This is a genomic window from Bradyrhizobium liaoningense (assembly GCF_018130825.1).
GTDB classification, from domain to species: domain Bacteria; phylum Pseudomonadota; class Alphaproteobacteria; order Rhizobiales; family Xanthobacteraceae; genus Bradyrhizobium; species Bradyrhizobium liaoningense_B.
The window spans coordinates 563,699-583,834 of the sequence record NZ_JAFCJS010000003.1 but is presented as its reverse complement, the minus strand read 5'-3'; the positions used below and the strand labels follow the sequence as shown (position 1 = coordinate 583,834).

Genomic DNA, 20,136 nt, shown 5'->3' with positions numbered 1-20,136 from the left:
CCAACACTCATCACTGCCGGGCCTGACCCGGCAATCCATCAAAAAAGGAACTCTTTAGGACGATGGATGCGCGGGTCAAGCCCGCGCATGACGGGTGAATATCGGAGCACCGCTGCCTATATGATGTCCATGCGTCCGCAAGACATCCTGCTGCCAGCTGCTGCCGGCCTGTGCTGCAAGCCCGGCGGTTTCCATATCGATCCCGTCCGCCCGGTGAAGCGCGCCGTGATCACCCACGGCCATTCCGACCATGCCCGCGCCGGCCATGGTGCCGTGCTGGCGACGCAGGAAACGCTGGATATGATGCGGCTGCGCTATGGCGAGAATTTTGCCGGCTCGACGCAAGTCATCCGCTATGGCGAGGAGATCCGGCTCGGCGACGTCCGCGTCAAGTTTCACCCCGCCGGCCATGTGCTGGGCTCGGCGCAGATCGCGGTGACAGCTAAGGACACCTGCATCGTCGCCTCCGGCGACTACAAGGACGCGCCCGACCCGACCTGCGCGCCGTTCGAGCTGGTGCCATGCGACGTCTTTATCACCGAAGCCACATTCGGCCTGCCGGTGTTTCGGCACGGCGATGCGAGCGACGAGGTGAAGAAGCTGCTCGCCTCCGTCGCACTGTTTCCCGAGCGCGCCCATCTCGTCGGCGCCTATTCGCTCGGCAAGGCGCAGCGCGTGATCGCGCTGCTGCGCCAAGCCGGCTATGACGCGCCGATCTATCTGCATGGCGCCATGGAGACGATCACCGAATACTACCAGAGCCGCGGCATCGACCTCGGCGAGCTCAGGCCGGTGAAGGGCGTGAAGAAGGCGGCGCTGGCCGGGACCATCACACTGGCGCCGCCGTCGGCGACCTCTGATCTCTGGACCCGTCGTTTTCCCGATCCCGTCACGGCCTTCGCCTCGGGCTGGATGCGCGTGCGCGCCCGCGCGCGGCAGCGCGGCGTCGAGCTGCCGCTGGTGATCTCCGACCATGCCGATTGGGACGGCCTAACCGCAACCATCGCAGCGACCGGCGCCGGCGAGATCTGGGTCACGCACGGGCAGGAAGATGCGCTGGTGCATTGGTGCCGGAGCAAGGGCCTGAAAGCGCAGCCCCTCGATCTCGTCGGCTATGGCGACGAGGAGGAGAGCGAAACGCCGCTTCAAGACGAGGCCGAAGCATGAACCGCTTCGCCGAACTGCTCGACCGCCTCGCCTACGAGCCCGGCCGCAACAACAAGCTGCGGCTGATCACCGGCTATTTCCGCGAGGTCGGCGATCCCGACCGCGGCTATGCGCTGGCCGCGCTGACCGGCGCGCTTAGCTTCAAGCACGCCAAGCCGGCGCTGATCCGCGACCTCATCGCGGCGCGGACCGATGAGGTGCTGTTCGGGTTGAGTTACGACTATGTCGGCGATCTCTCGGAGACGGTCGCGCTGATGTGGCCGAGGGCCGAGCTCGCCGCCCACAACAACCCGCCTCCCCCTACCCTCACCGAGGTCGTGACCACGCTGCGCACGCTCGGCAAGACCGAGCTGCCGAAGCAGCTCGAACGCTGGCTCGACGAGCTCGACGAGACCGGCCGCTGGGCCCTCCTGAAGCTCGTCACCGGCGCACTTCGCATCGGCATTTCCGCGCGCCTCGCCAAGACTGCGGCGGCTGCGCTCGGCGACAAGGATCCGCACGAGATCGAGCTGATCTGGCCGGGGCTCGCCCCGCCCTATCTCGACCTGTTCGCCTGGCTGGAGGGGCGCGCCGAGAAGCCGGTCAATCGCGATCCCGCGCCGTTCCGCCCGGTGATGCTGGCGCATGCGATCGAGGACAGCGATTTCGCCGCGCTCGATCCCGCCGACTACATCGCCGAATGGAAATGGGACGGCATCCGCGTGCAGGCGGTCGCCGGCCGCGATGATCGCGGTCACATCACCGCGCGGCTCTATTCGCGCACCGGCGAGGACATCACCGGCAGCTTTCCCGATCTCGTGCCGTCGCTGCATCTGCCCGGCGCGATCGACGGCGAGCTATTGATCCTGCGCGAAGGCCGCGTGCAGAGTTTTAACGTCCTGCAGCAGCGGCTCAACCGCAAGGTCGTCTCGCCAAAGCTGATCAAGGAGTTTCCGATCCACCTTCGCGCCTACGATCTGCTCGGCGACGACGAGAATGATCTGCGCGAGCTGCCCTTCGCGGAGCGGCGCGAACGGCTGGAGACATTCGTCAGGAAGCTCGGCGATGCCCGCATCGATCTGTCGCCCACCGTTCCCTTCGCAAGCTGGGACGCGCTGACCGCCGCGCGCGCCGATCCCGCGAGCGCCGGCGCCGGCGAGGACGCGGATGCCGTCGAGGGCGTGATGCTGAAGCGGCGCGATGCGCCCTATCTGCCGGGGCGGCCGAAAGGGCAATGGTGGAAGTGGAAGCGCGATCCGCACATCATCGACGCCGTGCTGATGTATGCGCAGCGCGGCCACGGCAAGCGCTCGTCCTATTACTCCGACTACACCTTCGGTGTCTGGACGGCAGGCGAAGCCGGCGACGAGCTGGTGCCGGTCGGCAAGGCCTATTTCGGCTTCACCGACGAGGAGCTCCTGCAGATCGACCGCTTCGTCCGCCGCAACACCACCGAAAAATTCGGTCCCGTGCGCCATGTCGTTCACGAGGGCGACAAGGGGCTGGTGCTGGAGGTCGCCTTCGAGGGCCTGCAGCGCTCGCCGCGGCACAAATCCGGCATCGCCATGCGCTTCCCCCGCATCAGCCGCCTGCGCTGGGACAAGCCGCCGCGCGAGGCTGACCGGCTGGAGACACTGGAAAAGATGCTGAAGGCGGAGCCGGCGGAGATCGAGGTGTGAGGCATCGTCCCGGCGCTCGCCCGAATTAAACTCCGGTAACCCGATTGACGCCCCGTTGCGGGTTCCCCATGTGCCTCGCCGTGCCCTATAATGGGGTCGAATCCGCTCGAGGAGTTTGCGATGGTCCAAGACGTCAGAGATTTGCCGGCCGGCCGCAGCGACGGCCTGAACCGCTTTCTCGGCGGCTCGCCGCTGGCGGTGGCGTTTCGCCTGGTCCTGCTCTCGATCCTGGTCGGCGTCGTGCTCGCCGCGATCGGCTTTGACCCCTGGAACATCATCTACAGCATCCGCCTGTTGTTCCAGCGTCTCTGGGATCTCGGCTTCGATACCATCAACTGGCTGTGGCGCTACTTCCTGCTCGGCGCGGTGATCGTGATCCCGATCTGGCTGCTGTCGCGCGTGTTCGGCGCGCCGCGCGGCCGCTGACCTCAAGGAGTTGCGCAGCCGATGCAACTGCGTTTCGTCGGCTGCGGTGACGCCTTCGGTTCCGGCGGCAGGCTCAACACCTGCTTCCATGTCTCGGGGCGCGAAGCGAACTTTCTGATCGATTGCGGTGCGTCGGCCCTGCCGGCGCTGAAGCGGCTCGAGATCGAGCGCAACGACATCGACCTGATCCTGATCACGCATTTCCACGGCGACCATTTTGCCGGCCTGCCGTTTGTCCTGCTCGACGCGCAATTCTCGCGGCGGGCGCGGCCGCTGACGGTCGCGGGCCCGCAAGGCATCGAGACGCGGCTGACGCAGGTCATGGAGACGCTGTTCGAACATTCCTCGAAGACAAAACAGCGCTTCGAGCTCAACGTCGTCGAACTTGCGCCCGAGCAACGCCAATCCTTTGGCGCCGTGACCGTGACATCCTACCCGGTCGTGCACGGCGAATCCGGCGGTCCCTTCCTCGCCTACCGCGTCGAGGCCGAGGGCCGTACGCTCGCCTACAGCGCCGATACCGAATGGACGGAGACGCTCATTCCCCTGGCGCATGGCGCGGACCTTTTCATCGCCGAAGCCTATATGTACGAGAAGGTGGTCAAGAACCATCTCAGCCTGAAGACCTTGGAACAGCACTTGCCAGCAATCGGCGCAAAACGTCTCGTCCTCACCCATATGAGCGACGACATGCTGTCGCGCCTGGACGACGTGCCGCACCTTGCCGCCGAAGACGGCATGGTGCTCGTGTTCTGAAAGATGCACGCACCCGTTCCCCTCAAGATCGGCTCCCGGCAGGTGTTCACCATTGCCGGTCCCGCGATGGTCGCGAACCTGACGACGCCGCTGATCGGCGTGGTCTCGACCACCGCGATCGGCCGGCTCGACGATGCGGCGCTGCTCGGCGGCGTCGCGATGGCCTCCGTTATCTTCGACTGCCTGTTCTGGCTGTTCGGCTTCCTGCGCATGAGCACGCTCGCCTTCACCGCGCAGGCGCTCGGCGCCGGCGAGACGCGCGAGCAGACGGTGATCCTGGTGCGCGGCTTCATCGTCGCCGGCCTGATCGGCGCGGCGCTGATCGCGCTGCAATTGCCGCTCGCCGCCGTGCTGTTCGACCTGATGGGCGGCAGCGCGGGCGTGACGCAGGCCGCAAAGACCTATTTCATGATCCGGATCTGGTCCTCGCCCTTCGCCTTCGCCAATTACGTCATTCTCGGCTGGCTGGTGGGACTGGCTCGCGCCAATCCGGCGCTGCTGCTGCAGGTCGTCATCAACCTCATCAACATGGCGGCGACGATCTTGCTGGTGCTGGTCTACGACACCGGCATCGCGGGCGCCGCGATCGCCGCGCTGCTGTCGGAGACGATTGGCTTCGTGCTCGGCGTGATCGTCTGCCGACGCTACGCCGCCGGCGGTTTTGCCGTGCCCCGCGCAACGCTGTTCGATCGCGCAAAGCTGATGCGGCTCTTGGCGGTCAACACCGACATCCTGATCCGCACCGCGGCGCTGATCGCCGTGTTCCTGTTCTTCACCGCCAAGGGCGCGCGGGCCGGCGACGTCACGCTGGCGGCGAACTCCGTGCTCAACAATTTCCTGCTGGTCAGCGCCTTCTTCCTCGACGGCCTTGCGAACGCGGCCCAGCAGCTCTGCGGCCGCACCTTTGGCGCGCGAGATGGCAAAGGTTTTTCGGATTCGACCCGGCTGGTGCTGCTGTGGGGGCTCGGCTTCGCGCTGGTCGTCGCGGTGCTGTTCGCGCTGTTCGGACCTGATATCATCAATTTCATGACGGCGAGCGAAGACGTCCGCCGCGCCGCGCGCGACTTCCTGCCGTTCATCGTGCTTGCGCCCATTCCCGGCGTGTTCGCGTTCGGCTTCGACGGCATCTATGTCGGCGCGACCTGGGCGCGCGAGATGCGCAATCTGATGCTGGTCTCGCTCGCGATCTTCTTCGGCGTCTGGCTGTCGCTGCAGTCGTTCGGCAATGCCGGACTGTGGTGCGCGCTGATCGCGTTCTATGTCGCGCGTGGCGGATTGCAGGGGGCGCGGTATCCGGCGCTGTATCGGGTGACTTTCCCGAAATCGTAGAAGAATCGTAGCCCGGATGGAGCGAAGCGAAATCCGGGGCCTTCGTGCCCGCGGAGAGATTCCCGGATTGCGCTGCGCTCCATCCGGGCTACGCAGCCTCCAATAACAGGCGTGTCCCGGACGCGCTGCAGCGTGAAACGCTGCTGCGCAGAGCCGGGGCACGAGACCGCGCTACAGCCCCGGCCAGTCTTCCGCAGTCAGCGTCGCCGCATCGGAGCCCACGATTTCGGACAGCGAATCCCGGCCCGTGCGCAGCAGTGTCGAGGTGAGGTCGCGCTTGATCTCCTCGACGAGGCCGAGGCCCTTGTAGACCAGCGACGAATAGAGCTGGATCAGGCTCGCGCCCGCGCGGATTTTTGTCAGCGCCGCGCCGCCGGAATCGACGCCGCCGACGCCGACCAGGGGGAACGCGCCCTCGACGCGCACATAGGTCTCCGCGACCATCCGCGTCGAGAGGCGGAACAGCGGCCGGCCGGACAGGCCACCCTGCTCCTTCGCCCGCATCTCCTCGCGCAACGTGCTCGGCCGCGCGATCGTCGTGTTCGACACGATCATGCCGTCGACCTTGCGCGAGCGCGCGACCTGCACGACGTCGTCGAGCTGGGCGAGGCTCAGATCAGGCGCGATCTTGAGCAGCACCGGCGTATCGCCGGCCTTCTGCCTGACACGCTCGCGCGCATCGATCACGCGCGCGAGGAGATCGTCGAGCAGCGCGCCTTCCTGCAAGTTACGCAGGCCCGGCGTGTTCGGCGAGGAGACGTTGACGGTGAAATAGCTCGCGACCGGCGCAAAGGTCTCGATCAGCTTGACGTAGTCGGCGACACGGTCCGGCGAATCCTTGTTGGCACCGACATTGACGCCGACGATGCCGCCATGCTGCGCGCGCGCGGCGAGCCGGCGCAGCGCGACTTCCGCGCCGTCATTGTTGAAGCCCATGCGGTTGATAACGGCCTCGTCGCGCTCGAGCCGGAACAGGCGCGGCCGTGGATTGCCGGCTTGCGGCTTCGGCGTCACCGAGCCGATCTCGACGAAGCCGAAACCGAGCCGCAGCAGCGCGTCCGGCACCTCGGCGCTCTTGTCGAAGCCCGCGGCCATGCCGATCGGATTGGGAAAGTTGAGGCCGAAGGCGCGCACCGCGAGCTTGGCATCGTCAGGGCGCGGCTTGACCGGCGGCAGGAAACGCAGGCCCTGGATCGCGAGGCGATGCGCATCCTCCGGATCGAGCCAGCGCAGCACCGGCAGCGAGAAAGCGTCGAAAGCGCGGATCACGGGGCAAGCTCCGGCACGTCGTGACCGCCGTCCGAGCGCATGTTGAGGTTCATCACCGAAATCACCGCGCCGAGATCGAGCTCGCCATAGAGGTGCGGAAACAGCTCGTCATTGCGCGAGCGCTCCCAGCGCAGCTCGCTGCCGAGCGCATCGCCGTCGACCTCGACCAGAAACAGCGCCCGCTGGCCGGCGAAGTGCTTGCGCAAGGTCTCGGGAACCTGGGCGGCCGTCGAGAAATGGATGAAGCCGTCGCGCGAATCGTCCGCGCTGCCCTGGTACACGCCCTGCCGTTCCGCCTCGCGCCAGGCCGATGCCGGACAGATTTTGTAGATCTTGACCACCGCTTACGCAGCCCTGTTTGCCCTTTGAGACAGCTCTTTGAGTCTCTTGGGTTTTTTCGTCTGTTGGGGTCCCTGAAACCCCCGGCGCGACCGTAAAGGCCGCTCCTTCCGAACTCAAGACTTAGAGCCTATTCCGTCCCGATGAAATCGGAACGGCGCTCCAGATTCCTGTTTTGGCGCGTTTTCCTTGCCACGAACGGGTATACCGTTCGCCCGACAACCGCTTTCCCGCCACCCCTTGCGCGAAAAACGGAAAACCGGTTGATTTGAGGACAGTTTTCCTGAGTTGCGACGGGCTGGACCTTCCATGGTCAGACAGGCCAAAGCACAGAGGATGCTGACCCACGACCAGATCTGGGTCGCGCTGGATCGGCTGGCGGCGCGCGCCGGCCTGTCGCCGTCCGGCCTTGCCAAGCGCGCCGGGCTCGACCCCACCACCTTCAACAGGTCCAAGCGCGTCACCTCCGACGGCCGCGAGCGCTGGCCCTCGACCGAATCGATCGCGAAAGCGCTGGCGGCGACCGGCGACTCGATCGACACCTTCGCAAGGCTGGTCGACGACGAGGCAGGCGACGGCCGATCGGTGCCGCTGCTCGGCCTGGCGCTCGCCGGCGCGAGCGGCGCCTTCGACGAGTCCGGCCTTCCATCGGGCAAGGGCTGGACCGAAGTCGCGCTTCCTATCCCCGAGGACAGCCAGACGTTTGCACTGGCGATCGCGGGCGACACGCTTGCGCCCACCTATCGTGACGGTGACGTCATCCTGGTGTCACCCGGCGCACCGATCCGCAAGGGCGACCGCGTCGTGGTGAAGACCAGAGCGGGCGAGCTGACGATCGCAACCCTGAAGCGCCGCACGGCAAAGGCGCTGGAATTGCAGCCGCTCGATGCCTCGCAGGGCGAGCGCGCGATGGCGACGGGTGAGGTCGCGTGGGTCGCAAGGATCGTGTGGGCGAGCCAGTAGATTCAACGCGCGATTGCCATTGCGACTCACTATCCCTCTCGCCTAGGTTGCGCGCGCATTGCCGATCGAATTGATCTGAGGGGGACCACGATGAATCGCCGTCACGCATTGAAAGCACTCGCGGGTCTTGCGCTGTGTCCGGTGTGCAAGCCGGCCTTCGCCGCGGAAGGCGTGCATTGGAGCTATGAAGGCGCCGGCGGTCCGGGCAAATGGGGCGATCTCGATGCAGCCAACAAGGCCTGCGCGGTCGGCCTGCAACAATCGCCGATCGACATCGAGACGACGATCAAGTCGCAATTGCCGACGTTGAAGCTGAACTGGGGCAAGAGCGCCGACACCATCGTCAACAACGGGCACACGATCCAGCTCAATTTCGCCGAGGGCAGCACGCTCACGCTCGGCGACGTCAAATACAAGCTGCTCCAGGTGCACTTCCACCGGCCGAGCGAGCACATGATCGGCGGCAAGAATTTTCCGATGGAAGCGCATTTCGTCCATCGCAACGATGCCGGCGGGCTCGCCGTGGTCGGCGTGCTGATGGCGGAGGGCAGGCCGAACCCGGCCTTTGCCAAGGTCATCAAGACCATGCCGACGGCGGAAGGGCCCGCGGTGAAGGCGGATGCGAGCATCGATCCGCTCGCCATGCTGCCGCCGAAGCTCAGCTACTACCGCTATTCCGGCTCGCTGACGACGCCGCCCTGCTCGGAAGTGGTCGAATGGCTGCTGCTGACCACGCCGATCGAGGTGTCGGCCACCGATATCGCCGCCTTCGCAAAGCTCTACCCGATGAACGCAAGGCCGGTGCAGAAGGACAACCGACGTTACGTGCTCAAGTCGATTTGAGCTGAAGCAGCTTTGTCGTCCCGGCGAAGGCCGGGACCCATAACCACAGGGCGCAGTGGCGAAGGCTCGTAGTTAAGCCTTCGTAGGGACGAAGACCGCCATTCCTCGATGGATCACGCGGTATGGGTCCCGGCCTTCGCCGGGACGACGCTGAGGAAGCATTGCGGCCCTACAACTCCGCTCACGCGCTCCTTGCCAGCGCGCCGTCGATCATGTTCACCGCGTTCTGCACGCCGTACACCGCGACGAAGGAGCCGAAGCGCGGACCCTTCTCCTGGCCGAGCAGGACCTGGTAGAGCATGTTGAACCAGTCGAGCGTCACGCCCGGACGGCCGTCCTTGCCCTTCTTGACCTGGTCGAGGAACGGCTCGCGGCGGCCGATCTCGTAGACGACGTTCTGGATGTCTTCCGCGGAGGCCTCCTGCGGAAGCTGCGAGAGCGCATCGCGCAGGTCCTGCAGCGCCGCGCGCTCCGTGTCCGTGGGCACGCGGAACTGCTTCGTCGGCGCGACGAAGTCGCGATAATAGTTGATGGCATAGCCGACCATCGCATCGAGCTTGGGATGCGTCTGCGGGCTCACGCCGGGACGATAGCGGCCGATGAAGCCCCACAGCGTCTCGGCGTTCTCCGCGTTCGACGACGACACCAGCGTCAGCAGCAGCTGGAAGGTGACGGGCATGTCGCCCTGCGGCGGCTTGCCGTTGTGGATGTGCCAGACCGGATTGCCGAGCTGCTGCTTGCCGTCCTGTTTGGCAAAGCCGTCGATGAATTGCTGGTAGTCGTCGACGTTGCGCGGGATGACGTCGAAATACAGCCGCTTGGCCGCCTTCGGCTCGCGGTACATGAACAGCGACAGCGATTCCGGCGAGGCATAGCGCAGCCATTCGTCGATGGTGAGGCCGTTGCCCTTCGACTTCGAGATCTTCTGGCCCTTCTCGTCGAGGAAGAGCTCGTAGTTGAAACCTTCGGGCGGCGTGCCGCCGAGCGCCTTCGCGATCGCGCCGGAGAGCTTCACGGAATCGATCAGGTCCTTGCCGGCCATCTCATAGTCGACGCCGAGCGCGACCCAGCGCATCGCCCAGTCGGCCTTCCACTGGCATTTTACATTTCCGCCGGTCACCGGCGTTTCGACTTCCTGGTTGGTATCAGGGTCGACATAGGTCACGGTGCCCGCGGCAATGTCGCGGCGGATCATCGGCACCTGCAGCACGATTCCCGTTGTCTTGCTGACGGGGAGGAACGGCGAATAGGTCGCGCGGCGGTCCGGACCGAGCGTCGGCAGGATGATCGCCATCACCTTGTCGTAGGCCGCTAACATCTTCAGCAGCGTCGCGTCGAAACGGCCTGATGTGTAGTAGTCGGTCGAGCTTGCGAACTCGTAGTCGAAGCCGAAATGATCCAGGAAGGCGCGAAGCCGCGCATTGTTGTGGTGGCCGAACGACGGGTACTCGTTGGAGAACGGATCCGGCACCCGTGTCAGCGGCTTGCCGAGATGCGCGGCCAGCATCTCCTTGTTGGGGACGTTGTCGGGCACCTTCCGAAACCCGTCCATGTCATCGGAGAACGCGAGCAGGCGCGTCTTGATCTTGTCCTCGGTGAGCACGCGGAAAGCGTGGCGCACCATCGAGGTGCGCGCGACCTCGCCGAAGGTGCCGATATGCGGCAGGCCCGACGGCCCGTAGCCGGTCTCGAACAGCACCTCGTCCTTCGGGCTTTTCTTCAGCCGCGCGACAATGGCCTTCGCCTGCTCGAACGGCCAGGCGTTGGATTGTTCGGCGAGCGCACGCAGGTCGCTCGGGTTCGCGGCGAGATCGATGACAGACATTAAGGCCTCCGGGCCGCGGAAAATAGCGATTTCCGGGCAGAATGCAAAAGTTGCAGAGCAACTAGCGCGGGAATCGTAGGGTGGGCAAAGCGAAGCGTGCCCACCATTCTAGAAGACGTGGGCACGGCGCTGGCGCGCCTTTGCCCACCCTACGGCGGTTCGCTCGCCGCTAGCGCGACGAGATGAAGCGATCAAAACGGGCTCACCGAGAAATAGCGCAGCCACAGGTCGGTGTAGCGGCCTTTTTCCCAGACGCGGAACAGAGCCCAGTTCAGGGCCTGGCGCAGCACGTCGTTGCCCTTGCGGACGGCGATGCCGATGCCTTCGCCGAAGAAGCGGCTCTCGACGAAGGGACCGCCGGAGAAGGCGCAGCAATCGCCGGAATCGGTGCCGTTGATCCAGAACGCCAGCGAGATGGCGTCGCCGAAGATGAAGTCGACCTCGCCCTTGCGAAGCGCGGCGCGCATCGCGTCGTCGTTGGGATAGGGGTGCAGCTCGGCGTCGGTGAACATCGCCTTCAGATACGCCTCATGCGCGGAGCCCGCGATGACGCCGACCTTCTTGCCCTCGAGATATTCGGGGCGGATCTCCGGCATCACCGCATCCTTGCGCGAGGCGAAGCGCGCCGGCACGCGGTAATAGGGATCGGTGAAGTCGACGCGGGCGCGCAGCTGCGGGCTCACCGCCATCGAGGCGATGATGGCGTCGCCGCGGTTGGAGGTGAGCGCGTCGACCAGGGTCTCGAAGCGGCGCATCTGCACCGTGCAGGTGACCTTGATCTCGTCGCACAGCGCGCGGGCGAGATCGACGTTGAAGCCGGCCGGATTGCCGTCGGCGCCGGTGTAGTTGAACGGCGGATAGTCGGTCTCGGTCAAAAAGCGGATCACGGTGAGGCGCGACAGGTCCGGTCGCTCCGGGCGCCGGCGCGGGTCCCAGAACCCGGGCACGGCCTGGGGGGCAGCCTGGGGCGCGGCTTGCGGGGGCGCCTGGGGCGCCGAGGGGGGCTGCTTGGCCGGGGCCTGGGCGTTCGCGCTCGGCAGGCCTGTGAGCAGGCACAGGCCGGCAGCGAGCCCTGCCAGCAAGCCACGGACAGATTTGAACGATTTCGCCTGTTGCGATGGAGCCATCGGCCGAAAGCAATGAATTTCGTTGGGATCAGAGGGCCTTATAGACCATCCACCCGGGAACGCGAGCGCCGATTGCGGCCAGGGTGAAGCTCAAAGATACCGCTTCAGGTCGGCCGCCGCCTCTTCCGGGGTCCGCTTCAGGTTGAACGGCGAGACGAAGCGGCCGTCGCGGTCCATCAGGTAGATCAGCGCGGTGTGGTCCATGGTGTAGTCGCCGTCCTTGGTCGGGACCTTCTTGGCATAGACCCGGTAGGAGGTGATGACCTTGGCGGTCTCGGCGGGATCGCCGCTAAGGCCCGCGAGGTGCGGATCGAAGCTCGACAAATAGTCCTTCATCGCCGCCGGCGTATCGCGCTCGGGGTCGACCGAGATGAAGACGGCATTGACCTTGTCGGCGTCCTTGCCCATCGCGCGCATCACTTCCGAGATCTCGAACAGCGAGGTCGGGCAGACGTCGGGGCAATGGGTGTAGCCAAAGAAGATCAGGGTCGGCTTGCCCTTCAGGCTCTTGTCGGTGACGGCCTTGCCGTTCTGGTCGGTGAGCTGGAACGGGCCGCCGATCGCGGCGGGCTGCGCCACCTTGCTGACCCCGCCCATGGCCCAGAACATGATCAGGAGCCCAAGGACGAGGCTTGCGGCAAAGGCGGTCGCGATCACCAGCGGACGGGCGGCGGAACTCATAGAAAACTTCCTGTCGGGTCAGAAGCAGGCGGCGAAACCGGTCCTGATCATTTCGAAGAACACCTGGCTGCCGTAGTGGAACCACAGCGCCAACGCGCCGATCACGACCAGCCCGCCGGCACCCGCGCCCGCCAAGAGCAGCACGGACGGCGTCCGGCCGGCAGTGGGCGAATTGTCCTGTAGCGGATGTCCCGGGTGCAGTGGTTGAGCCATGACAACGATGGGGGCGAAGGCCCCGGTTCCCAGGCTTTCAGATAGGCTTTAGCCCGCCTGCGGGCAAGGCGCCGCCAGCAGACAAGGCGCCGCTGGCGAGCCAAATGACCCCGTCATGCGGCGAATTTCAGTGGAGGAGCTGGCCCCGGGCCGTCTCGACCTGCTCCACTTGCGGGAGGGACCGGCGCGACGGCTTGATCGTCGAGGCCTGGGCGTCGAGGTAACAAGGCCTGTACATGGCCTGGAGCTGCTTCCCCCTCAGGAACAGCATGTGCGGGGTCAGGCCGCCGCGCTGCGCGATCCAGCGTTTCACCTGCGAGGGATACATCGCGTAGAGCATCTGGGTTGCTTCGGGATTGGTGACGGCGCGGCCATTGGTGCCGAAATCCCAGGCGGCGTGGAAGCCGAGCGTCGCGCTCGAGGTCACGCAGATGCGGTCGTGGGGAATGGCTCCGAGGACGATGGTGCAGGCCGAGGCGCAGAGGCCGTCGATGATGACGGTCTCGCCCGATTGCCTGAGGTCCTGGTATCTGTCGACGTAGGTTCCAATCCGGCCGCCGCGGTCATCCGCGATCCGAACCACTGCGTGAGAAGCCCCCATGCCCGCGATCAAGAGAACCGCCGCAAGCAACCCCGTCAGAAACTTCATTGTCCCCCGCCCCGGTCGAATTCGAATCTGCGTGTCAGGTGGTGATGCAGTGCTAGCGTCCGTCGTAACCAAGGTTTTGTCTAGGCAGGTCGGCTGGATCAAAACAAATTCAAATCCAGTGTTGCGTCCGCGCTGCACCAAGCCGGTCTCTATCCCAAACTGGAACAAGTTAATGAGGTCTTACGCGCCGCGCCCTTGATCTCAGTTACGAGCGCTGGCTTCAATCCGGGCAATTACCGGGGGAACTCATGGAGGGGGAAACGCATGGCTGAGGAAACGGACGTCATCGTGGTCGGCGCGGGACTATCGGGCCTCGTCGCCGCCACCGAGATCGCGGACGCGGGCAAGCGCGTCATCGTTGTGGACCAGGAAGGCGAGCAGTCGCTCGGCGGCCAGGCGTTCTGGTCGTTCGGCGGATTGTTCCTGGTCGATTCGCCGGAGCAGCGCCGGCTCGGCATCAAGGACTCCTTCGAGCTCGCGATGCAGGACTGGCTCGGCACCGCCGGCTTCGACCGCGACGAGGACTTTTGGCCGCGCCAATGGGCCGAGGCCTATGTCGCCTTCGCCGCCGGCGAGAAACGCGACTGGCTGCGCGCGATGGGCCATCGCATCTTCCCCGTGGTCGGCTGGGCCGAGCGCGGCGGCTATGACGCGATGGGCCACGGCAATTCGGTGCCGCGCTTCCATGTCACCTGGGGCACCGGGCCCGGCATCGTCGAGCCGTTCGAGCGCCGTGCGCGCGAGGCGATGAAGAGCGGCCGCCTGGTCTTCAAGTTCCGTCACCGCGTCGATGCGCTCTCCATCACCAATGGCACCGTGGATGGCGTCAGCGGCGCCTTGCTCGCGCCCGACACTGTCGAGCGCGGCAAGAGCTCCTCGCGCAATGTCGTCGGAGAGTTCGCGCTGAAGGCGCAGGCCGTGATCGTGGCGTCCGGCGGCATCGGCGGCAATCACGAGCTGGTGCGGGCGAACTGGCCGAAGCGGCTCGGCGAGCCGCCGAAATTCATGATCTCCGGCGTGCCCGAGCATGTCGACGGCCGCATGATCGGCATCACGGAAACGACCGGAGCGCGCCTCATCAACCGCGACCGCATGTGGCATTATGTCGAGGGCATCCAGAACTGGTCACCGATCTGGCCGCGCCACGGCATCCGCATCCTGCCCGGGCCTTCGTCGATGTGGTTCGACGCGACAGGCGCACGATTGCCGGCGCCGCTGTTCCCCGGCTCCGACACGCTCGGCCAGCTCAAATACATCATGTCGACCGGCTATGATTATTCCTGGTTCATCCTGACCCAGAGCATCATCAAGAAGGAATTTGCGCTGTCGGGATCGGAGCAGAACCCCGACCTGACCGGCAAGAGCTGGCGCATGACGCTTCGCCGCGCCACCAACAAGGGCGCCCCCGCGCCGGTGGAAGCTTTCAAAAGCCATGGTGTCGACTTCATCGTGCGCGACAAGATCGAGGACCTTGTTGCGGAGATGAACAAGCTTGCCGGCAGTGACCTGCTCAAACTCGATCACATCAAAATGCAGATCGAGGCGCGCGACCGCGAGATCGCCAATCCTTACGTCAAGGATGCGCAGGTCATGAACATCCACAATGCGCGGCGCTATATCGGCGACAGACTGATCCGCACCGCTTCACCGCACCGCATCCTCGATCCCGCGCAGGGGCCGCTGATCGCGGTGAAGCTCAACATCCTCACCCGCAAGACGCTGGGCGGTTTCGAGACCGATCTCGACTCGCGCGTGTTCGGCGCGGAGGGCAGCGTCATTCCCGGCCTTTACGCTGTCGGCGAAGCCGCGGGCTTCGGCGGCGGCGGCGTGCACGGCTATCGTTCGCTGGAAGGCACCTTCCTCGGCGGCTGCCTGTTCTCGGGCCGCAATGCCGGCCGTGCGGCGGCGAAAGCGGTGGGATAGATCATGCGGCGGTGGATGCAGCTCGGGATGCTTGTTGCGGCATTGACCGCCGCCTCGGCCGCATCCGCCGACATCATCGACGTCAACGGCGCGAAGCGCTCCTACACATTGCAGCTGCCGGCGAAGAGACTTGTGCCGCTGGTGGTCGTGCTGCACGGCAAGACCCAGCGCGGCGCCGACATGATCGCGCGGTCGGCGTGGCCGCAGGTCGCGAAACGTGAAGGTTTCGCCGTGGCATTCCCTGATGGCCTCAACCATGCCTGGGCCGATGCGCGGACCAAGGCGGGCCCCGCGCTCCGCGGCCCGCCCGATGGCACCGACGACGTCGCCTTCATCGCCAAGCTCGTCGAGAAGCTGGTGGCGAACGGCACCGCCGACCCGAAGCGCGTCTATGTCGCCGGCATCTCCAATGGCGGCGCCATGGCGATGACGCTTCTCTGCGCACGGGCCGATCTGTTCGCCGCCGGCGCCAGCGTGGTCATGAACCTCACCGAAGAGGGCGCGGTCACCTGCCATCCGTCGCGGCCGCTGCCGATGCTGCTCATGAACGGCACCGCCGACCCGCTGGTGCCTTACGAAGGCGGACGCGGATCGAGTTACTTTGCCGCAGACGGATTCTGGTCGACCGAGGAGACGCTGGCATTCTGGCGCAAGCTCAATGGCTGCGAGGCAGACGACGCGGCCACGGTCGATCTGCCTGAGAAGAACCCCGGGGACCAGTCCACGGTCGCGCGGATCACCTCGCGCTGCCCGAAGGGCCATGACGTCGTGCTCTATCGCGTCAATGGTGGCGGCCACCGCATGCCCGGCTTTGCTCCAGATGCTCGCTTCCCGCGGGTCGCGACAAGCCTGCTGGGGCCGCGAAACGGTGACATCGACGGCGCCGAGACGATCTGGGCGTTCTTCAGCCAGTTTCCGTGACGCATGCATCGGCGGCAACGCATGCATGCCCGGCAACGCATGCGTGCCCGGGGTGGCACGGCGCAGGCCGCTGGGCTAGACAGGGCCGCCATTCCACCAGGAGATCCCAGATGAGCATTCAGCGTTTTGAAACCGGCCCGCGCATGAGCCAGGCCGTCGTGCACGGCAACACCGTCTATCTCGCCGGCGTCGTCGCCAGCAATGCCGCCGGCGAAAGCGTGACCAAGCAGACCCAGGACATCCTGAAGACCATCGACGGCCATCTCGCCAAGGCCGGCACCGACAAGTCGAAGCTGCTCTCGGCCACCATCTACATCACCGACATGAAGACCTTCGGTGAGATGAACGCGGTGTGGGACGCCTGGGTCTCGCCCGGCAACACCCCGGCCCGCGCCACCGTCGAAGCCAAGCTGGCGGCCCCGCAATACACCGTCGAGATCATGGTGACGGCCGCGAAGTAAACTTCGCAAACCAGACACATGCGAATGAAGCGCGATGAGGCCATCATCGCGCTTCATTTTTTTGCACGTGCCGATGACCTCCGAGGTAATCGACCCGCGCGCGCAAACCTTCGATAGTGGCGGTCAGCCGGACACGGCGCCATCGAAGGAGAGCAACATGACCGACCACACCGCCATCGCCCACTGCTATATCGATCTCTGGAACGAGCGCACGACGAGCCGCCGGCGCGAGCTGCTGAGCGAGACCTGGACGGCGGACGCGAGCTATGTCGATCCCCTGATGAAGGGCGACGGCCGGGACGGTATCGACGCGCTGATATCAGGCGTGCAGCAGCGTTTTCCCGATTTCAGGTTCAAGCTGATCGGCGAGCCCAACGGCTACGGCGACCACGTGCGCTTCAGCTGGGGCCTCGGTCCTGACGGTGTCGACAGTCCGATCAAGGGGACGGATTTCGCCGTGCTGAAGGACGGACGGATCCGGAGCGTGACGGGTTTTCTGGACCAGGTGCCAGCGGGGGCATGAGATCTATCTTACCCTCCCCTGGAGGGGGAGGGTCGGCTCGCATGGCGCGCAGCGACATGTGAGACGGGGTGGGGTGACAGTCTCTCCACCGAAGCAGTGCCCGTGTGGAGAGATCACCCCACCCCGCTCGCGCTACGCGCGATCGACCCTCCCCCTCCAGGGGAGGGTGGGAGCTCGCGGCTTCGTTCTAACCTACGATCCGCAACCGATACGCCACCCTCGCAGTCTCCCCGAACGCTCTCTCGCGCACATTCGGCCCCAGCTTCGCCAGACACGCCTCCAGCGCGCCCTTGATCTCGCCGTAGCTGCCCGCGAGCAGGCACACTGGCCAGTCCGAACCGAACATCAAACGGTCCTCGCCGAAGCATTTCGCGGCGTGCGCGACGAACGGAAGCAGCCGCTCTGCATCCCAATCATCCCACTTCGCTTCCGTCGCCAGCCCCGAGATCTTGCACCAGACGTTGCCGCAGGCAGCTAACGCTGCGATGCGGTCCCTCCATTCGTCGCTTCCGCCATCGGCGATCGGCGGCTTGGCGGCGTGATCCAGCACGAAGCGCGCTTGCGGGAAGGCCTGTGCGGTTGCGATCGCGGCAGGCAGCTCGCGAGCGCGGACGAGGAAATCGTAGGTGAGATCGCGGGCGAACATCGCGGTGAGGCCGCGCTGGACGTCTTCGCGCAGCAGCCAGTCAGGATCGGCCTCGTCATGGACCTGGTGGCGGATGCCCACCAGCTTGTCGCCGCCGGGCAATGCGCGCAGCCGGTCGAGCGTTTCGCCGAGATCGCCGTCGGTCAGATCGGCCCAGCCGACGACACCAACGACGGACGGTGTTGCATGCGCGATCCGCAGGAACTCCTCGGTCTCCTCCAGCGCGGAGCGGCACTGCACCACGATGCTGGCGTCGATGCCGTTCGCCTCTAGCAGCGGCGCGAGATCGGCGGGGCCGAAGGCGCGGCGGATCGGCGCCAGCTCGGGCGCGTCCATCCAGGGATAGTCGGCGCGCACTGGATCCCAGAAATGCTGATGGGCGTCGACGATCATGGCTTACGCTCCACCGGGCAGCGGCGCGCGGGCGTCGACGAGGTTTCGCGCGCGCAGCTCCTGCCAGAACGCCGGCGGCACCGCCGTCTCTGACATCGCGATGTTGTCGGCGACCTCGCCGGCATTGCGCGCGCCCATCACCGCGACCGTCACCGCCGGATGGGCCATGCAGAACTGCAGCGCGGCGGCCTTCAGCTCGGTGCCGTGCTTGCGGCAGAGCTCATCGAGCGCGAGCGCCCGCGCGACGAGCGCCGGATCGGCGTCCTGATAATTGAACTTCGCACCCGCGTGCGGATTGGCCAAAATGCCGCTGTTGTAGATGCCGCCGAGCAGGATGCCGATATTCCTGGCCGTGCAGACCGGAAACAGGGCATCCAGCGCGCCCTGGTCGAGCAGCGTGTAGCGGCCGGCGAGCAGGAAACAGTCGACCGAAACAGCTTCGGCAAAGCGGACCGGCATTTCCGACTGGTTCATGCCGGCGCCGATCGCGCTGACCGTGCCATCGGAGCGCAGGCGCTGCAGCGCGCGGAAGGCACCGGAGACAGCCTCGTCATAGTGATCGTCGGGATCATGCACCAGCAGGACGTCGACGCGGTCGAGCCCGAGGCGGGCAAGGCTCTCCTCGACCGAGCGCATCACGCCGTCGTAGCTGAAATCGAACACCGGCCGCTCGCGCGGCGTGCCCTTGTAATGCTCGTCCTCGGCGGCGCCGCCATCGGGGGCGCGCAGCAGGCGGCCGACCTTGGTCGAGATGGCATAGGACTCGCGCTTCTGCTGCCGCAGGAACGCGCCCAGCCGCCGCTCCGCGAGGCCAAAGCCGTAGAGCGGCGCGGTGTCGAAGAAGCGGACGCCGAGCGCCCAGGCTCTTGCCAGTGTCGCCTCCGCATCGGCATCGCTGACAGGCGCAAACAATCCGCCGAGCGGGGCGGAACCGAGCCCGAGTGAGGTGACGTCGAGCGAACCGAGCCGCGAGCGTTTCATTCCATTCTTCCAATTTTCTTCTGGCAGTCCAAACATCATCTCCCCCGCTTGCGGAAACCGCAAGCGGGGGAGGCATGCAGGAGCACGGGGCTGGCGGCGCTCCTACTTCAGCATCTGCGCGACGTTGTCCTTGGTGACGAGGTCGAGGCCGGTGTAGACGATCTCCGGCACCTTCTCGCCCTTCTTGATGGCGAGCAGCGTATCCATCGCCTTCTCGCCCATCTCGAACGGACGCTGCCCGACCAGCGCATTGGCATAGCCGTCACGCAGCAGCTTGAGCTGCATCTTGAGCGTATCGGCAACGACCAGCGTGAACTTGCCGGAATCGATGTCCTTCTTGTTCCTGGAGGCGAAGGCCTTGAAGCCCTCAGGGGCGAACATCGGCCAGCCGCCGATGGGAACGATCGCGGCGAGGTCGGGCGTTGCGGTTCGCATGTCCGTCATCTGCTGGACCGCGAGCGCTGGGTCGTCGTTGCAGAAGGTCGGCGAGCCCGCGACCTCGGTCCATTTCGAGCCCTTCAGCGCCTCGCGCACGCCGTCGACGCGCTCGGCGAGGTTCTTGGCGCCGGGACCGCCCGAGACCATCGCGTACTTGCCGCCGTCGGGCCGCAGCTTCAGCAATTCCTTGCCGAGGGCGACGCCGAACTCCTTGTTGTTGGTGCCGATATAGGCGATGCGCTTGGAGCCTGGTGCATCCGCATCGAAGGTGATGACGGGAATGCCGGCCGCGGTCGCCGCCTCGATCGACTTGGTCATGGCGGCGACGTCGGCGACCGAGATGGCGAGGCCGTCGACCTTCTGGGTGACGAAGTCCTGGATGATCTGGGCCTGCGTCGCCGGCTCGTGCTCGACCGGCCCCTTGTAGATGCACTCGATGTTGCCGAGCTCCTTGGCGCGCTTCAGGCAGCCGTCGCGCGCGAAGTCGAAGAACGGATTGTTCATCGCCTTGGGCACGATGACGAAGCGGTAGTTCGCGGCGAACGCCGGCGTCGCCATCATCGCAACGGCGATACCGGCCAGAAGCAGTTTCCTCATTGTCTCCT

At 65.7% G+C, this 20,136-nt stretch carries 21 protein-coding genes; 11 read left to right on the top strand and 10 right to left on the bottom strand.

Annotated elements, in window-relative coordinates; all coding sequences use genetic code 11:
* Positions 1-129 precede the first annotated feature (129 nt).
* The 5 genes from JQ603_RS16175 (at position 130) to JQ603_RS16155 (ending at position 5,336) form a co-directional block, all read left to right on the top strand.
* The gene (locus JQ603_RS16175; protein WP_212341535.1) at positions 130-1,167 is read left to right on the top strand and encodes a ligase-associated DNA damage response exonuclease; all 1,038 of its coding nucleotides are present in this window, start codon (positions 130-132) and stop codon (positions 1,165-1,167) included.
* Complete coding sequence (locus JQ603_RS16170) at positions 1,164-2,825, top strand: ATP-dependent DNA ligase (protein ID WP_212340900.1); 1,662 nt, start codon at positions 1,164-1,166, stop codon at positions 2,823-2,825. Before JQ603_RS16175 ends, JQ603_RS16170 begins: the two co-directional genes overlap by 4 nt.
* Positions 2,826-2,945: 120 nt before the next feature.
* On the top strand, positions 2,946-3,251 hold the full coding sequence (locus JQ603_RS16165; protein ID WP_018644944.1) for a DUF6460 domain-containing protein: 306 nt from the start codon (positions 2,946-2,948) through the stop codon (positions 3,249-3,251).
* Positions 3,252-3,272: 21 nt separating this feature from the next.
* A complete protein-coding gene (locus JQ603_RS16160) occupies positions 3,273-4,007 on the top strand; it encodes an MBL fold metallo-hydrolase (RefSeq protein ID WP_212340899.1) in 735 nt (244 codons plus the stop codon).
* Between the two features lie 3 nt (positions 4,008-4,010).
* Positions 4,011-5,336, top strand: coding sequence for an MATE family efflux transporter (locus tag JQ603_RS16155; RefSeq protein WP_212340898.1), 1,326 nt, complete (start codon positions 4,011-4,013; stop codon positions 5,334-5,336).
* Positions 5,337-5,507: 171 nt separating this feature from the next.
* Here the strand turns inward: JQ603_RS16155 and JQ603_RS16150 are convergent, their stop codons facing one another.
* Positions 5,508-6,605 carry a quinone-dependent dihydroorotate dehydrogenase gene (locus tag JQ603_RS16150; protein WP_212340896.1) on the bottom strand — a complete coding sequence of 366 codons (1,098 nt, stop codon included), beginning with the start codon at positions 6,603-6,605 and terminating at the stop codon, positions 5,508-5,510.
* Complete coding sequence (locus JQ603_RS16145) at positions 6,602-6,946, bottom strand: DUF952 domain-containing protein (RefSeq protein WP_212340894.1); 345 nt, start codon at positions 6,944-6,946, stop codon at positions 6,602-6,604. The genes JQ603_RS16150 and JQ603_RS16145 overlap by 4 nt, the downstream gene beginning before the upstream one ends.
* Positions 6,947-7,253: 307 nt before the next feature.
* Here JQ603_RS16145 and JQ603_RS16140 point away from each other — a divergent pair, with 307 nt between their 5' ends.
* A complete protein-coding gene (locus JQ603_RS16140) occupies positions 7,254-7,907 on the top strand; it encodes a S24 family peptidase (protein ID WP_212340892.1) in 654 nt (217 codons plus the stop codon).
* A gap of 90 nt (positions 7,908-7,997) precedes the next feature.
* Complete coding sequence (locus tag JQ603_RS16135; RefSeq protein WP_212340890.1) at positions 7,998-8,750, top strand: carbonic anhydrase; 753 nt, start codon at positions 7,998-8,000, stop codon at positions 8,748-8,750.
* A gap of 181 nt (positions 8,751-8,931) precedes the next feature.
* On the opposite strand, the gene JQ603_RS16130 is transcribed toward JQ603_RS16135, so the two are convergent.
* From JQ603_RS16130 to JQ603_RS16110, 5 genes are all read right to left on the bottom strand, one after another.
* Entirely contained in the window at positions 8,932-10,575 is a 1,644-nt protein-coding gene (locus JQ603_RS16130; protein ID WP_212340889.1) for a lysine--tRNA ligase, read from the bottom strand.
* Positions 10,576-10,766: 191 nt separating this feature from the next.
* On the bottom strand, positions 10,767-11,702 hold the full coding sequence (locus tag JQ603_RS16125; RefSeq protein WP_212340888.1) for a transporter substrate-binding domain-containing protein: 936 nt from the start codon (positions 11,700-11,702) through the stop codon (positions 10,767-10,769).
* Positions 11,703-11,792: 90 nt separating this feature from the next.
* Positions 11,793-12,383, bottom strand: a complete 591-nt coding sequence (locus JQ603_RS16120; protein WP_212340887.1) for an SCO family protein — start codon at positions 12,381-12,383, stop codon at positions 11,793-11,795.
* A gap of 18 nt (positions 12,384-12,401) precedes the next feature.
* Positions 12,402-12,527: a hypothetical protein gene (locus JQ603_RS38310; protein ID WP_271581449.1), complete on the bottom strand. Its 126-nt coding sequence runs from the start codon at positions 12,525-12,527 to the stop codon at positions 12,402-12,404.
* Between the two features lie 196 nt (positions 12,528-12,723).
* Positions 12,724-13,245, bottom strand: coding sequence for a hypothetical protein (locus tag JQ603_RS16110; RefSeq protein WP_212340886.1), 522 nt, complete (start codon positions 13,243-13,245; stop codon positions 12,724-12,726).
* Between the two features lie 264 nt (positions 13,246-13,509).
* Between JQ603_RS16110 and JQ603_RS16105 the strand changes: the two genes are divergently transcribed.
* The 4 genes from JQ603_RS16105 to JQ603_RS16090 all read left to right on the top strand — a co-directional run bounded on the left by JQ603_RS16105 (position 13,510) and on the right by JQ603_RS16090 (position 17,073).
* A complete protein-coding gene (locus tag JQ603_RS16105) occupies positions 13,510-15,168 on the top strand; it encodes an FAD-binding dehydrogenase (RefSeq protein WP_212340885.1) in 1,659 nt (552 codons plus the stop codon).
* Positions 15,169-15,171: 3 nt separating this feature from the next.
* On the top strand, positions 15,172-16,089 hold the full coding sequence (locus JQ603_RS16100; RefSeq protein WP_212340884.1) for an alpha/beta hydrolase family esterase: 918 nt from the start codon (positions 15,172-15,174) through the stop codon (positions 16,087-16,089).
* Positions 16,090-16,199: 110 nt separating this feature from the next.
* Positions 16,200-16,550, top strand: coding sequence for a RidA family protein (locus tag JQ603_RS16095; RefSeq protein ID WP_211402612.1), 351 nt, complete (start codon positions 16,200-16,202; stop codon positions 16,548-16,550).
* 157 nt (positions 16,551-16,707) lie between these two features.
* A complete protein-coding gene (locus JQ603_RS16090; protein ID WP_212340882.1) occupies positions 16,708-17,073 on the top strand; it encodes a nuclear transport factor 2 family protein in 366 nt (121 codons plus the stop codon).
* A gap of 187 nt (positions 17,074-17,260) precedes the next feature.
* On the opposite strand, the gene JQ603_RS16085 is transcribed toward JQ603_RS16090, so the two are convergent.
* The 3 genes from JQ603_RS16085 to JQ603_RS16075 form a co-directional block, all read right to left on the bottom strand.
* Positions 17,261-18,112 (bottom strand): amidohydrolase family protein, encoded by an 852-nt coding sequence (locus JQ603_RS16085; protein ID WP_212340880.1) that lies wholly within the window; start codon positions 18,110-18,112, stop codon positions 17,261-17,263.
* Between the two features lie 3 nt (positions 18,113-18,115).
* Entirely contained in the window at positions 18,116-19,093 is a 978-nt protein-coding gene (locus JQ603_RS16080) for an aldo/keto reductase (RefSeq protein ID WP_212340878.1), read from the bottom strand.
* 102 nt (positions 19,094-19,195) lie between these two features.
* The gene (locus JQ603_RS16075) at positions 19,196-20,128 is read right to left on the bottom strand and encodes a sugar-binding protein (RefSeq protein ID WP_212340876.1); all 933 of its coding nucleotides are present in this window, start codon (positions 20,126-20,128) and stop codon (positions 19,196-19,198) included.
* Between the last annotated feature and the right edge of the window lie 8 nt (positions 20,129-20,136).

Coding starts and splice junctions, on each gene's coding strand:
- JQ603_RS16170 (WP_212340900.1), top strand. CDS start 1,164: ATGAACCGCTTCGCCGAACTGCTCGACCGCCTCGCCTACGAGCCCGGC.
- JQ603_RS16095 (WP_211402612.1), top strand. CDS start 16,200: ATGAGCATTCAGCGTTTTGAAACCGGCCCGCGCATGAGCCAGGCCGTC.
- JQ603_RS16130 (WP_212340889.1), bottom strand. CDS start 10,575: ATGTCTGTCATCGATCTCGCCGCGAACCCGAGCGACCTGCGTGCGCTC.
- JQ603_RS16085 (WP_212340880.1), bottom strand. CDS start 18,112: ATGATCGTCGACGCCCATCAGCATTTCTGGGATCCAGTGCGCGCCGAC.
- JQ603_RS16120 (WP_212340887.1), bottom strand. CDS start 12,383: ATGAGTTCCGCCGCCCGTCCGCTGGTGATCGCGACCGCCTTTGCCGCA.
- JQ603_RS16100 (WP_212340884.1), top strand. CDS start 15,172: ATGCGGCGGTGGATGCAGCTCGGGATGCTTGTTGCGGCATTGACCGCC.
- JQ603_RS16075 (WP_212340876.1), bottom strand. CDS start 20,128: ATGAGGAAACTGCTTCTGGCCGGTATCGCCGTTGCGATGATGGCGACG.
- JQ603_RS16090 (WP_212340882.1), top strand. CDS start 16,708: ATGACCGACCACACCGCCATCGCCCACTGCTATATCGATCTCTGGAAC.
- JQ603_RS16080 (WP_212340878.1), bottom strand. CDS start 19,093: ATGAAACGCTCGCGGCTCGGTTCGCTCGACGTCACCTCACTCGGGCTC.
- JQ603_RS16105 (WP_212340885.1), top strand. CDS start 13,510: ATGGCTGAGGAAACGGACGTCATCGTGGTCGGCGCGGGACTATCGGGC.
- JQ603_RS16140 (WP_212340892.1), top strand. CDS start 7,254: ATGGTCAGACAGGCCAAAGCACAGAGGATGCTGACCCACGACCAGATC.
- JQ603_RS16175 (WP_212341535.1), top strand. CDS start 130: ATGCGTCCGCAAGACATCCTGCTGCCAGCTGCTGCCGGCCTGTGCTGC.
- JQ603_RS16155 (WP_212340898.1), top strand. CDS start 4,011: ATGCACGCACCCGTTCCCCTCAAGATCGGCTCCCGGCAGGTGTTCACC.
- JQ603_RS16165 (WP_018644944.1), top strand. CDS start 2,946: ATGGTCCAAGACGTCAGAGATTTGCCGGCCGGCCGCAGCGACGGCCTG.
- JQ603_RS16135 (WP_212340890.1), top strand. CDS start 7,998: ATGAATCGCCGTCACGCATTGAAAGCACTCGCGGGTCTTGCGCTGTGT.
- JQ603_RS16125 (WP_212340888.1), bottom strand. CDS start 11,702: ATGGCTCCATCGCAACAGGCGAAATCGTTCAAATCTGTCCGTGGCTTG.
- JQ603_RS16160 (WP_212340899.1), top strand. CDS start 3,273: ATGCAACTGCGTTTCGTCGGCTGCGGTGACGCCTTCGGTTCCGGCGGC.
- JQ603_RS16110 (WP_212340886.1), bottom strand. CDS start 13,245: ATGAAGTTTCTGACGGGGTTGCTTGCGGCGGTTCTCTTGATCGCGGGC.